This is a genomic window from Streptomyces sp. ITFR-21, from assembly GCF_031844685.1.
GTDB lineage: Bacteria > Actinomycetota > Actinomycetes > Streptomycetales > Streptomycetaceae > Actinacidiphila.
This window is the reverse complement of the sequence record NZ_CP134605.1, coordinates 1,215,555-1,228,581: the sequence shown is the minus strand read 5'-3', so window position 1 is coordinate 1,228,581 and position 13,027 is coordinate 1,215,555. Positions and strand designations below refer to the sequence as shown.

The 13,027-nt window shown below is 71.7% G+C and carries 10 protein-coding genes; all 10 read left to right on the top strand.

Annotation, left to right across the window (positions count from 1 at the left end):
- The first annotated feature begins 92 nt into the window (after window positions 1-92).
- The 10 genes from uvrA to secG all read left to right on the top strand — a co-directional run bounded on the left by uvrA (window position 93) and on the right by secG (window position 12,957).
- Window positions 93-3,032 (top strand): excinuclease ABC subunit UvrA, encoded by a 2,940-nt coding sequence (gene uvrA, locus RLT57_RS05510; RefSeq protein ID WP_311296234.1) that lies wholly within the window; start codon window positions 93-95, stop codon window positions 3,030-3,032.
- Window positions 3,033-3,542: 510 nt separating this feature from the next.
- A complete protein-coding gene (locus tag RLT57_RS05505; RefSeq protein ID WP_311300586.1) occupies window positions 3,543-3,971 on the top strand; it encodes a Rieske (2Fe-2S) protein in 429 nt (142 codons plus the stop codon).
- Between the two features lie 164 nt (window positions 3,972-4,135).
- Window positions 4,136-6,268: an excinuclease ABC subunit UvrC gene (gene uvrC / locus RLT57_RS05500; protein WP_311296233.1), complete on the top strand. Its 2,133-nt coding sequence runs from the start codon at window positions 4,136-4,138 to the stop codon at window positions 6,266-6,268.
- Window positions 6,265-7,275, top strand: a complete 1,011-nt coding sequence (gene rapZ / locus RLT57_RS05495; RefSeq protein WP_311296232.1) for an RNase adapter RapZ — start codon at window positions 6,265-6,267, stop codon at window positions 7,273-7,275. Before uvrC ends, rapZ begins: the two co-directional genes overlap by 4 nt.
- Before the next feature lie 2 nt (window positions 7,276-7,277).
- A complete protein-coding gene (locus RLT57_RS05490) occupies window positions 7,278-8,279 on the top strand; it encodes a gluconeogenesis factor YvcK family protein (protein WP_399129765.1) in 1,002 nt (333 codons plus the stop codon).
- Window positions 8,270-9,247, top strand: a complete 978-nt coding sequence (gene whiA / locus RLT57_RS05485) for a DNA-binding protein WhiA (protein WP_311296230.1) — start codon at window positions 8,270-8,272, stop codon at window positions 9,245-9,247. The genes RLT57_RS05490 and whiA overlap by 10 nt, the downstream gene beginning before the upstream one ends.
- A gap of 202 nt (window positions 9,248-9,449) precedes the next feature.
- Window positions 9,450-10,454: a type I glyceraldehyde-3-phosphate dehydrogenase gene (gap, locus tag RLT57_RS05480; RefSeq protein ID WP_311296229.1), complete on the top strand. Its 1,005-nt coding sequence runs from the start codon at window positions 9,450-9,452 to the stop codon at window positions 10,452-10,454.
- 130 nt (window positions 10,455-10,584) lie between these two features.
- Window positions 10,585-11,799, top strand: a complete 1,215-nt coding sequence (locus tag RLT57_RS05475) for a phosphoglycerate kinase (RefSeq protein ID WP_311296228.1) — start codon at window positions 10,585-10,587, stop codon at window positions 11,797-11,799.
- A 4-nt stretch (window positions 11,800-11,803) separates the two neighbouring features.
- Window positions 11,804-12,607, top strand: a complete 804-nt coding sequence (gene tpiA, locus RLT57_RS05470) for a triose-phosphate isomerase (protein WP_311296227.1) — start codon at window positions 11,804-11,806, stop codon at window positions 12,605-12,607.
- A gap of 113 nt (window positions 12,608-12,720) precedes the next feature.
- On the top strand, window positions 12,721-12,957 hold the full coding sequence (gene secG, locus RLT57_RS05465) for a preprotein translocase subunit SecG (RefSeq protein ID WP_311296226.1): 237 nt from the start codon (window positions 12,721-12,723) through the stop codon (window positions 12,955-12,957).
- The last annotated feature ends 70 nt before the right edge of the window (window positions 12,958-13,027 follow it).

Here is a 13,027-nt window from a genome sequence, read left to right as displayed (position 1 = left end):
CGAGCACAGTGGAAGAAATGCCGTGCCCGCCCCGTTTAGGCTGACTGGGGGGTGCCGACCAATCCCCCCTCCTATGAAAGGTGCGCACTGGCGTGGCCGATCGACTCACCGTCCGTGGCGCTCGCGAGCACAATCTGCGGAACGTCTCGCTGGATCTGCCCAGGGACTCGCTCATCGTCTTCACCGGCCTGTCCGGGTCCGGCAAGTCCTCGCTGGCCTTCGACACGATCTTCGCCGAGGGCCAGCGCCGCTACGTGGAGTCACTGTCCTCGTACGCCCGGCAGTTCCTGGGCCAGATGGACAAGCCGGACGTCGACTTCATCGAGGGCCTCTCGCCGGCCGTCTCGATCGACCAGAAGTCCACCTCGCGCAACCCGCGCTCCACCGTCGGCACCATCACCGAGGTCTACGACTACCTGCGGCTGCTCTTCGCCCGCATCGGCAAGCCGCACTGCCCGGAGTGCGGGCGGCCCATCGCCCGGCAGTCCCCGCAGGCCATCGTGGACCGGGTGCTGGAGCTGGAGGAGGGCAGCCGTTTCCAGGTGCTCGCCCCGTTGGCGCGCGAGCGCAAGGGCGAGTTCGTCGACCTGTTCGGCGATCTCCAGACCAAGGGCTACAGCCGGGCCCGGGTGGACGGCGTCACCGTCCAGCTCACCGACCCGCCCAAGCTCAAGAAGCAGGAGAAGCACACCATCGAGGTGGTCGTCGACCGCCTCACCGTCAAGGACTCCGCCAAGCGCCGCCTGACCGACTCGGTGGAGACCGCGCTCGGCCTGTCCGGCGGCATGGTCGTCCTGGACTTCGTCGACCTGCCGGAGGACCACCCGCAGCGCGAGCGGATGTTCTCCGAGCACCTCTACTGCCCGTACGACGACCTGTCCTTCGAGGAGCTGGAGCCGCGCTCCTTCTCCTTCAACTCGCCCTTCGGCGCCTGCCCGGACTGCACCGGCATCGGCTCCCGGATGGAGGTCGACCCGGAGCTGATCGTCCCGGACGAGGAAAAGACGCTGGAGGAGGGCGCCATCGCGCCCTGGACCGGCGGCATGACCAAGAGCTACTTCGACCGGCTGGTCCAGGGACTTGCCGCCGAGCTGGGCTTCCGTACCGACATCCCGTTCGCCGGGCTGCCCGCCCGGGCCAGGAAGGCGCTGCTCCACGGCCACAAGTCGCAGGTCCGGATCGCCTACAAGACCCGGTACGGGCGTGAGCGGGCCTACAACGCGCAGTTCGAGGGCGCCATCCCGTTCGTCAAGCGCCGCCACCAGGACTCCGAGAGCGACTCCAGCCGGGAGCGCTTCGAGGGGTACATGCGGGAGGTGCCCTGCCCGACCTGCAAGGGCAGCAGGCTCAAGCCGATCGTGCTGGCCGTCACCGTGCAGGACCGGTCGATCGCCGACATCTCGGCGATGTCGATCAGCGACTGCGCCGAGTTCCTCGGCGCGATGAAGCTGAACGACCGGGACAGGACGATTGCCGAACGGGTACTCAAGGAGGTCAACGAGCGGCTGAGGTTCCTGGTCGACGTCGGCCTGGACTACCTCTCGCTGAACCGCGCGGCCGGCACCCTGTCCGGCGGCGAGGCCCAGCGGATCCGGCTCGCCACCCAGATCGGCTCCGGCCTGGTCGGCGTGCTCTACGTCCTGGACGAACCGTCCATCGGCCTGCACCAGCGCGACAACCACCGGCTGATCGAGACCCTGGTACGGCTGCGCGACCTCGGCAACACCCTGATCGTGGTCGAGCACGACGAGGACACCATCAAGACCGCCGACTGGGTGGTGGACATCGGCCCCGGCGCCGGTGAGCACGGCGGCAACGTGGTGCACTCCGGCTCACTCGAAGAGCTGCTGGCCAACGACGAGTCGCTGACCGGTCAGTACCTGTCCGGCAAGCGCTCCATCCCCACCCCCGCGGCGCGGCGGCCCATCGACCGGGAGCGGCAGCTGACCGTGCACGGCGCCCGCGAGCACAACCTGCGGGACGTCGACGTGTCCTTCCCGCTGGGTGTGCTCACCGCCGTCACCGGCGTGTCCGGATCCGGCAAGTCCACCCTGGTCAACGACATCCTGTACACCCACCTGGCCCGCGAGCTGAACGGCGCCCGCAGCGTGCCCGGCCGGCACACCCGGGTGGACGGCGACGACCTGGTAGACAAGGTGGTACACGTCGACCAGTCGCCGATCGGCCGCACCCCGCGGTCCAACCCGGCCACGTACACCGGTGTCTTCGACAACGTCCGCAAGCTGTTCGCGGAGACGACGGAGGCCAAGGTCCGTGGCTACCTGCCGGGCCGCTTCTCCTTCAACGTCAAGGGCGGCCGCTGCGAGAACTGCGCGGGCGACGGCACCATCAAGATCGAGATGAACTTCCTGCCGGACGTCTACGTCCCGTGCGAGGTGTGCCACGGCGCCCGGTACAACCGGGAGACCCTGGAGGTGCACTACAAGGGCAAGTCCATCGCCGAGGTGCTGGACATGCCGATCGAGGAGGCGCTGGACTTCTTCGAGGCGGTGCCGAACATCGCCCGTCACCTGCGCACCCTGCACGAGGTCGGCCTCGGGTACGTCCGGCTCGGGCAGTCGGCCCCGACGCTGTCCGGTGGCGAGGCGCAGCGTGTCAAGCTCGCGTCCGAGCTGCAGAAGCGGTCCACCGGCCGGACCGTCTACGTCCTGGACGAGCCGACCACCGGTCTGCACTTCGAGGACATCAGCAAGCTGATCAAGGTGCTGTCCGGGCTGGTCGACAAGGGCAACTCGGTGATCGTCATCGAGCACAACCTGGACGTCATCAAGACCGCGGACTGGGTGATCGACATGGGCCCCGAGGGCGGCAACGGCGGCGGTCTGGTGGTCGCCGAAGGCACCCCGGAGCAGATCGCCGGGGTCCCGGCCAGCCACACCGGCAAGTTCCTGCGGGACATCCTCGACCCGGACGCGGTCAGCGACGCCGCGGCGGTCCCGGCGCCGAGGAAGCGGGCCGCCGCCGCGAAGAAGGCCGCGCCCCGCAAGCGCGCGGTCGGCAGCAAGGCGTAGGCACCCGGCGGTGGCGGGGCCCGGCCCGGGGGCAGCCGTCCTCCCGAGCCGGGCCGCCCGCAACCCCTGGCCGGGAGAGGCGTCCCGAGCGGGTCGGCCGCCGCGCCCGGTCCGGGGGAGCCGTCGAAGCGGGTCGGCCGCCGTGCCTGGCCTGGGGCGGGCCGTCCCGGGCTGGCCGCCGCGCCTGGTCCGGGGGCCGTCCCGAGCGGCCCGAGGGCCACTCCGGACCCCCGGGACGCCGCCGGGGCGATCCCCCCGCCGGGGGCACTGCCGCCGGGGGCGGGACGCGGGAGCCCGGGATGCGAAGGCGGCGGGGTGCGAAGGGGGCCGACAGCCTCGGGACGTAAGGTACGGGTCGCACGCCGCACTCGTACCGCCCGTACCGCTGGAGCGCCCATGCCCACCGAACCGCCCACCGAACCGCCCACCGAACCGCCCGCCGTATCGGCCGCCGCCCCGAGCACGGTTCCGGCCGTGCCCCCGGCCACGGGTCCCGCCGCGCCCCCGGCCGTGGTCGCGGGCGTCCCGGCGAGCCGCCGCGCCGTGCTGAGGGGCGCCGTGCTGGCCGGAGCGGTCGGAGCGGCCGGGGTGGGACTGACCGCGTGCGGCGGCGCGGGCGGCTCGGCGGACAGGCCCGCCGGACCGGTGGAGCTGGGCGCCGCCACCGACGTCCCGGTCGGCGGGGCCAAGCTCTACCGGGACGACAAGGTCGTGGTCTCCCAGCCGGCGCAGGGCACCTTCAAGGCGTTCAGCGCGGTCTGCACCCACCAGGGCTGCGTAGTGGACTCCGTGGACGGCACCACGGTCTCCTGCCCGTGCCACGGCAGCCGGTTCGACGCGCTGACCGGCGCTGTCGTCCAGGGCCCGGCCACCAGGCCGCTGCCCGCCGTCGCCGTCAAGGAGACCGGCGGCACGCTCACCGCGGGCCCCGCCGCCTGAACCGGCGGCCCCGGCCGGCCCGGAGCCGGGCGGGAGCGGGCGGCGGCAGGAACCGGCGGCGCGGGTCGCGGACGGCGCCGCCGCCGTGGGGCCGCTTCCCTGTCACACGGCGCCGCCGCCGTGGGGCCGCTTCCCTGTCACACGCCGCCAGTAGGGTGGGAACCATGGCAGACCCCAGCAGCTACCGACCAAAGCCGGGCCAGATCCCCGACTCTCCCGGGGTCTACAGGTTCCGGGACGAGCACCGCCGGGTGATCTACGTCGGCAAGGCGAAGAGCCTGCGGCAGCGCCTGTCCTCGTACTTCCAGGACATCACCAATCTGCACCAGCGCACGGCCACCATGGTCACCACGGCCGCCTCCGTGGAGTGGACGGTGGTCTCCACCGAGGTCGAGGCGCTCCAGCTGGAGTACTCCTGGATCAAGGAGTACGATCCGCGGTTCAACGTCAAGTACCGCGACGACAAGAGCTATCCGTCGCTGGCCGTCACCATGCACGAGGAGTTCCCCCGGGTCCAGGTGATGCGCGGCCCCAAGCGCAAGGGCGTGCGCTACTTCGGCCCGTACGCGCATGCGTGGGCGATCCGCGAGACCGTCGACCTGCTGCTGCGGGTCTTCCCGGTCCGCACCTGCTCCGCCGGGGTGTTCAAGCGCTCCGCGCAGATCGGCCGCCCCTGCCTGCTCGGCTACATCGGCAAGTGCTCGGCGCCCTGTGTCGGCCGGGTCAGCCCCGATGAGCACCGCGAACTCGCCGAGGAGTTCTGTGACTTCATGGCGGGCCACGCCGGCACCTATCTGCGCCGGCTGGAGCAGCGGATGAAGGACGCGGCGACCGCCATGGAGTACGAGCAGGCGGCCCGGCTGCGCGACGACCTGGAGGCGCTGCGCCGCGCCATGGAGAAGAACGCGGTCGTGCTCGCCGACGCCACCGACGCCGACCTGATCGCCGTCGCCGAGGACGAACTCGAAGCCGCCGTGCAGATCTTCCACGTCCGCGGCGGCCGGGTGCGCGGCCAGCGCGGCTGGGTCACCGACAAGGTCGAGGCCGTCGACACCGCGGGGCTGGTCGAGCACGCCGTCCAGCAGCTCTACGGGGACGAGAGCGGCGACGCCGAGCAGTCCGGCGGCAGCGGCGGCGTACCGAAGGAAGTGCTGGTTGCGGTGCTGCCCGAGCCGGCCGCCCCGCTCACCGACTGGCTGAGCGACCGGCGCGGCTCCCAGGTCAGCCTGCGGGTGCCGCGGCGCGGCGACAAGAAGGACCTGATGGCCACCGTGCAGCGCAACGCCTCCCAGGCGCTGGCCCTGCACAAGACCAGGCGCGCCTCCGACCTGACCACCCGGTCCCGGGCGCTGGAGGAGATCGCCGCCGCCCTGGACCTGGACAGCGCGCCGCTGCGTATCGAGTGCTACGACATCAGCCACCTCCAGGGCGAGGACGTGGTGGCGTCCATGGTGGTCTTCGAGGACGGCCTGGCCCGCAAGAGCGAGTACCGCCGCTTCCAGATCAAGTCGTTCGCCGGCCAGGACGACGTGCGGTCGATGCACGAGGTGATCTCCCGCCGCTTCCGCCGCTACCTCCAGGAGAAGCAGCGCACCAGTGAGTGGCAGGAGCAGGACGGCGTCAACGGTGTGAACGGCCCCGACGGGGCCGGCGGCCTCGGCAGCCCCGGCGCGATCCCCGGGACCGGCGGGACCGGCGAGGCGGCCGGCGGTCCGGTCGACCCGGACACCGGCCGCCCCCGCAGGTTCGCCTACCCCCCGCAGCTGGTCGTCGTCGACGGCGGGCAGCCGCAGGTCGCCGCCGCCCGCCGGGCACTGGCCGAGCTGGGGATAGCCGATGTCGCGGTCTGCGGGCTGGCCAAGCGGCTGGAAGAGGTGTGGCTGCCGGGCGAGGACGACCCGGTGATCCTGCCCCGTACGAGTGAAGGTCTGTATCTCCTGCAGCGGGTCCGCGACGAGGCCCACCGGTTCGCCATCAACTACCAGCGCACCAAGCGCTCCAAGTCGATGAAGGCCGGGGTGCTCGACACCGTGCCCGGCCTCGGGGAGACGCGCAGGCAGGCCCTGCTCAAGCACTTCGGCTCGCTGAAGCGGCTGCGCTCGGCGACCGTCGAGGAGATCTGCGAGGTCCCGGGGATCGGCCGCCGCACGGCGGAGACGGTCGCCGCCGCCCTGGCAGCCGCGGCCCCGGCCGCACCCGCGGTGAACACCGCGACCGGGGAGATCATCGAAGAAGACGCTGGGACACCGGCCCCGCCGGCGCCGGTCCCGTCCGACCATCGGGGGAAGAGCACATGAGCGAGCAGGACGAGCATCCGCACGACAAGCACGGTGAGCGGCACGACGAGCGACACGGCGCGCGGCACGGTGAGCGGCACGACGAGCGGCACGGCGCGCAGGGCAGCGCGGACACGGCCGGCGGCGCGGCGGGCGAGGCCGCGGAGGCCATCCCGGAACTGGTGATCATCTCCGGCATGTCCGGGGCCGGCCGCAGCACCGCGGCCAAGTGCCTGGAGGACCTCGGCTGGTTCGTGGTCGACAACCTGCCGCCCGCGCTGATCCCCACCATGGTCGACCTCGGCGCCCGCTCCCAGGGCAACGTGGCGCGTATCGCGGTCGTGGTGGACGTCCGCGGCCGGCAGTTCTTCGACAACCTCCGTGAGTCGCTGTCCGACCTCGCCGCCCGCGGCGTCAGGCGCCGGGTGATCTTCCTCGAAGCATCCGACGACGCCCTGGTCCGCCGCTTCGAGTCGGTCCGCCGCCCGCACCCGCTCCAGGGCCCCGGCCGGATCGTGGACGGCATCGCCGCCGAACGCGACCTGCTGCGCGAACTGCGCGGCGACGCCGACCTGGTGATCGACACCTCCAGCCTCAACGTGCATGAACTTCGCGCCAAACTCGACGCGCGGTTCGCCGGCGACGAGGAACCGGAACTACGGGCGACCGTCATGTCGTTCGGATACAAGTACGGGCTGCCGGTCGACGCCGACCTGGTGGTGGACTGCCGCTTCCTGCCCAACCCGCACTGGGTGCCGGAGCTGCGGCCCTTCACCGGCCTCAACGACGAGGTGTCCCAGTACGTGTTCAACCAGCCCGGCGCCAAGGAGTTCCTGGACCGGTACGCCGAGCTGCTGCACATCATCGCGGCGGGCTACCGGCGCGAGGGCAAGCGCTATGTGACGATCGCCGTCGGCTGTACGGGCGGCAAGCACCGCAGCGTGGCGATGTCGGAACGGCTGGCGGCGCGGCTGGCGGCGGACGGAGTGGAGACGGTGACAGTGCACAGGGACATGGGGCGCGAGTGATCATGACGGGTCGGCGGCGCCGGGGGACGGCCCGCCGTTCCGGGGTGCCGCCCAAAGTGGTCGCGCTGGGAGGCGGCCACGGACTGGCCGCCTCCCTGGCCGCGCTGCGCCGGATCACCGGCGACCTGACCGCGGTGGTCACCGTCGCCGACGACGGGGGCTCCAGCGGCCGGCTGCGCACCGAGATGGGCGTGCTGCCGCCCGGCGACCTGCGCAAGGCGCTCGCCGCGCTGTGTGGCGACGACGAATGGGGCCGGACCTGGGCCAAGGTGGTCCAGCACCGCTTCGTCAGCGGCGGCGACCTGCACGGCCACGCGGTCGGCAATCTGCTGATCGTCGCCCTGTGGGAGCAGCTCAACGACGAGGTGGCCGCGCTGGAGTGGGTCGGCCGGCTCCTCGGCGCGCACGGCAGGGTGCTGCCGATGTCCGCGGTCCCGCTCGACCTGCACGCCATCGTCCGCGGCCACGACCCGGCCCGCCCGGACGAGATCTCCACCGTCCGCGGCCAGGCCACCGTCGCGCTCACCCCCGGCGAGGTGCTGGAGGTCCAGGTGCTGCCCGCCGACCCGCCGGCCGTCCCCGAGGCGGTGAAGGCGGTGCTGGACGCGGACTGGGTGGTGCTGGGCCCCGGTTCGTGGTTCTCCTCGGTCATCCCGCACCTGCTGGTACCGGAGTTGGCCGACGCGCTGATGACCACCAGGGCCCGCCGGGTGCTCACCCTCAACCTCGCGCCGCAGCCGGGGGAGACCGAGGGATTTTCTCCGCAGCGTCACTTGGAGGTTTTGGGACGACACGCCCCTAAACTCACCATCGACGTGGTTCTCGCCGACGAGGCCGCCGTACCTGATCGCGCCAGCCTCGCCGAGGCGGCGGAGCGATTGGGGGGTACGGTTGAGCTGGCCCCGGTCGCCGCCCCCGACGGGCCGCGGCACGACCCGGAGTTGTTGGCCGCCGCGTATGACCGGATTTTTCGTATGCGTGGAAGGATCGGCCCATGGCGATGACGGCAGCGGTGAAGGACGAGATCTCCCGGCTCCCCGTCACCCGGACCTGCTGCCGCAAGGCGGAGGTCTCGTCGATCCTGCGGTTCGCGGGCGGCTTGCACCTGGTGAGCGGTCGGATCGTGATCGAGGCGGAGCTGGACACCGGGATCGCCGCCCGGCGGTTGCGCAAGGACATCCTGGAGATCTTCGGTCACACCTCGGACCTGGTGGTGATGGCGCCCGGCGGGCTGCGCCGCGGCAGCCGGTACGTGGTGCGGGTGGTGGCGGGCGGTGACCAGCTGGCCCGGCAGACCGGCCTGGTCGACGGCCGCGGCCGGCCGATCCGCGGCCTGCCCCCGCAGGTGGTCTCCGGCGCGACCTGCGACGCGGAGGCGGCCTGGCGGGGCGCGTTCCTGGCGCACGGCTCGCTGACCGAACCGGGCCGCTCCTCCTCGCTGGAGGTGACCTGCCCCGGCCCGGAGGCCGCGCTCGCCCTGGTCGGCGCCGCCCGCCGACTGCAGATCCCGGCCAAGGCCCGCGAGGTCCGCAACGTGGACCGGGTGGTGGTCCGCGACGGCGACGCGATCGGCGCGCTGCTGACCCGGCTCGGCGCGCACGACTCGGTGCTGGCCTGGGAGGAGCGCCGGATGCGGCGCGAGGTGCGGGCGACCGCCAACCGGCTGGCCAACTTCGACGACGCCAACCTGCGCCGCTCGGCGCGGGCCGCGGTCGCGGCCGGCGCCCGGGTGCAGCGCGCGCTGGAGATCCTCGGCGAGGAGGTGCCGGAACACCTGGCCGCCGCCGGCCGGCTGCGGATGGACCACAAGCAGGCGTCGCTGGAGGAGCTGGGCTCGCTGGCCGAGCCGCCGCTCACGAAGGACGCGGTGGCCGGGCGGATCCGCCGGCTGCTGGCGATGGCCGACAAGCGCGCGTCCGACATGGGTATGCCGGGCACGGAGGCGAACCTCACCGACGAGATGGTGGGCTGACCCGGTGCCCGGCGGCGACCGGGCGCAGGTGGGGGCCCGGCCGGTGCGCCGCACCCCGGCGGGGGCGTCCCCCCCCGCCGGGTGAGATGGCCTGCCGATGTCACCACCGGGAGCCGGGCCGGGTAGGCTCATCAGTGGTCGGGGACATCCCATATTTCGCAGCCGGAGAGGGACTCCGGCGAATGAGCGAGGAGATCGGTTCGTGACGATCCGGGTAGGCATCAACGGCTTTGGCCGCATCGGTCGTAACTTCTTCCGCGCCGCCCTGGAGCAGGGCGCGGACATCGAGATCGTGGCTGTCAACGACCTGGGTGACACCGCGACCACAGCGCACCTGCTGAAGTACGACACCATCCTGGGCCGCCTCAAGGCCGAGGTGACCAGCACCGCCGACACCATCACCGTGGACGGCAAGTCCATCAAGGTGCTCGCCGAGCGCGACCCCGCCGCCATCAAGTGGGGCGAGCTGGGCGTCGACATCGTGATCGAGTCCACCGGCATCTTCACCAAGGCCGCGGACGCCGGCAAGCACATCGCGGGCGGTGCCAAGAAGGTCATCATCTCGGCGCCGGCCACCGACGAGGACATCACGATCGTGATGGGCGTCAACCAGGACAAGTACGAGTCCGCCAGCCACCACATCATCTCCAACGCCTCCTGCACCACGAACTGCGTGGCGCCGATGGCGAAGGTGCTGCTGGAGAACTTCGGCATCGTCAAGGGCCTGATGACGACGGTCCACGCGTACACCAACGACCAGCGCATCCTGGACTTCCCGCACAAGGACCTGCGCCGCGCCCGCGCCGCCGCGGAGAACATCATCCCGACCACCACGGGTGCCGCCAAGGCCACCGCGCTGGTCATCCCGGAGCTGCGCGGCAAGCTGGACGGCCTGGCCATGCGCGTGCCCGTGCCCACCGGCTCCGTCACCGACCTGGTGGTCGACCTGGAGCGCGAGGTCACCAAGGACGAGGTCAACGCCGCGTTCCTGAAGGCGTCCCAGGGTCAGCTCAAGGGCCTGCTGGAGTACACCGAGGACCCGATCGTCTCCTCGGACATCGTCAACTGGCCGGCGTCCTGCACGTTCGACTCGTCCCTGACCATGGTCCAGGGCAAGACCGCCAAGGTCATCGGCTGGTACGACAACGAGTGGGGCTACTCCAACCGCCTGGTGGACCTCACGGTCTTCGTCGGCGGCCAGCTCTGAACGCGTAACCACCGCATCAGCCACCGCACAGCGATGTGAGCGACAGGGTCCGGACGAGCGCGGCGACGCGCCGGCCGGGCCCTGTTCGCGTGGCCGCCTTCCAGACCCGTACTCACAGGAGACCCCACAGATGAAGACGATCGACGACCTCATCGACGAGGGGCAGGTCGCGGGCAAGCGGGTGTTCGTCCGCGCCGACCTCAACGTCCCGCTCGACGGCGAGACCATCACCGACGACGGCCGGATCCGGGCCGCCGTACCGACCATCACCCGGCTCGCCGCCGCCGGTGCCAAGGTGATCGTCGCCTCGCACCTGGGCCGCCCCAAGGGCGAGCCCGACCCCGCGTTCTCCCTCGCACCGGTGGCCGCCCGGCTCGGCGAACTGCTCGGCGCCGATGTCGCCTTCGCCGCCGACACCGTCGGCGACAGCGCCCGCGCCACCGTCGCGGCACTGGCCGACGGCCAGGTCGCGCTGCTGGAGAACCTGCGCTTCAACGCCGGCGAGACCGCCAAGGACGACGCCGAACGCGGCGCCTTCGCCGACGCCCTCGCCGCCCTCGCCGACACTTACGTCGGCGACGGATTCGGCGCGGTGCACCGCAAGCACGCCTCCGTCTTCGACCTTCCGGCCCGGCTGCCGCACGCGGCCGGCGGCCTGATCGCCACCGAGGTCGACGTGCTCAAGAAGCTCACCGAGGACGTCGCCCGCCCCTACGCGGTGGTGCTCGGCGGCTCCAAGGTCTCCGACAAGCTCGGCGTCATCGACCACCTGCTGGACAAGGCCGACCGCATCCTGGTCGGCGGCGGCATGGTCTTCACCTTCCTCAAGGCCCAGGGCCACGAGGTCGGCAGGAGCCTGCTCCAGGAGGACCAGATCCCGGTCGTCACCGAGTACCTGGAGCGGGCCGCGGCCAAGGGCGTGGAGTTCGTGCTGCCGGTGGACGTGCTCGGCGCCACCGAGTTCCCCGACCTCAAGACCAAGGCCCCGGCCTCCCCGGTCGCGGCCGCCGTGGACGCCATCCCGGCCGACGTGCTGGGACTGGACATCGGCCCGGAGTCCCGCAAGCTGTTCGCCGCCAAGCTCGCCGACGCGGCCACCATCTTCTGGAACGGCCCGATGGGCGTCTTCGAGCACCCCGACTTCGCCGACGGCACCCGCGCCGTCGCCCAGGCACTGGTCGACAGCGACGCCTTCAGCGTGGTCGGCGGCGGCGACTCGGCCGCGGCCGTCCGCATCCTCGGCTTCGACGAGGACGCTTTCGGCCATATTTCCACCGGAGGCGGTGCGAGCCTGGAGTACCTGGAGGGCAAGACGCTGCCCGGCCTCGCCGCCCTGGAGGGCTGACCAGATGACCGAACAGACCGCGCAAGCCGAGAAGGCCGCCCGCACCCCGCTGATGGCGGGCAACTGGAAGATGAACCTCAACCACCTCGAGGCCATCGCCCAGGTCCAGAAGCTCGCCTTCGCCCTCACCGACAAGGACTACGACGCGGTCGAGGTCGCCGTCCTGCCGCCGTACACCGACCTGCGCTCGGTGCAGACCCTGGTCGACGGCGACAAGCTCAGGATCAGGTACGGCGCCCAGGACCTGTCCGCGCACGACAGCGGCGCCTACACCGGTGAGATCTCCGGCGCGATGCTGGCCAAGCTCAGGTGCTCCTACGTCGCCGTGGGCCACTCCGAGCGCCGCCAGTACCACGGCGAGGACGAGCAGGTGACCAACGCCAAGGTCAAGGCAGCCTTCAGGCACGGGCTCACCCCGATCCTGTGCGTCGGCGAGGGCCTGGACGTCCGCAAGGCCGGCCGCCAGGTCCCGCACTCCCTCGCCCAGCTGGACGGCGCCCTCAAGGACGTCCCGGCCGAGCAGGCGGCGACCATCGTCATCGCCTACGAGCCGGTCTGGGCGATCGGCACCGGCGAGGTCGCCACCCCCGAGGACGCCCAGGAAGTCTGCGGGGCCGTCCGCGGCCGTCTCGCCGAGCTGTACGACCAGGCGCTCGCCGACGGCGTACGGATCCAGTACGGCGGCTCGGTCAAGGCCGGGAACGTGGCCGCGATCATGGCGCAGCCGGACGTGGACGGCGCCCTGGTGGGCGGCGCCGCGCTGGACGCCGAGGAATTCGTCAGGATCGTGCGATTCCGGGACCAGTGAACTCCGGGGAACTGTGAAGTACCCTGACGGGGCCGCGGCGGTACGACCGTACCGTCCGGCCCCGTGCCGTAGTCATCCAGTGCCGTCACGTAGTCGAGAGAGTTGGTCCAGCCGTGGTCATCGGGTTCTCCATCGCCCTCATCATCTTCAGCCTGCTGCTTTTGCTGCTTGTGCTGATGCACAAGGGGAAGGGCGGCGGCCTGTCGGACATGTTCGGCGGCGGCATGCAGTCCTCCGTCGGCGGCTCCTCGGTGGCCGAGCGCAACCTCGACCGGATCACCGTGGTGATCGCGCTGCTGTGGTTCGCCTGCATCGTCACGCTCGGCCTGGTGATGAAGTACCAGAAGTGAGCGGCCGGCGCGGGGCGTTCACGGCCGCCGGCGACGGCGAACGCGTGAAATGAGCGAACCACGCGGGGCG

Excerpts from the sequence above, each read along its gene's own strand:
- RLT57_RS05490 (WP_399129765.1), top strand. The coding sequence starts at position 7,278 with ATGACGGGTCGGCGGCGCCGGGGGACGGCCCGCCGTTCCGGGGTGCCG.
- uvrC (WP_311296233.1), top strand. The coding sequence starts at position 4,136 with ATGGCAGACCCCAGCAGCTACCGACCAAAGCCGGGCCAGATCCCCGAC.
- RLT57_RS05475 (WP_311296228.1), top strand. The coding sequence starts at position 10,585 with ATGAAGACGATCGACGACCTCATCGACGAGGGGCAGGTCGCGGGCAAG.
- tpiA (WP_311296227.1), top strand. The coding sequence starts at position 11,804 with ATGACCGAACAGACCGCGCAAGCCGAGAAGGCCGCCCGCACCCCGCTG.
- rapZ (WP_311296232.1), top strand. The coding sequence starts at position 6,265 with ATGAGCGAGCAGGACGAGCATCCGCACGACAAGCACGGTGAGCGGCAC.
- whiA (WP_311296230.1), top strand. The coding sequence starts at position 8,270 with ATGGCGATGACGGCAGCGGTGAAGGACGAGATCTCCCGGCTCCCCGTC.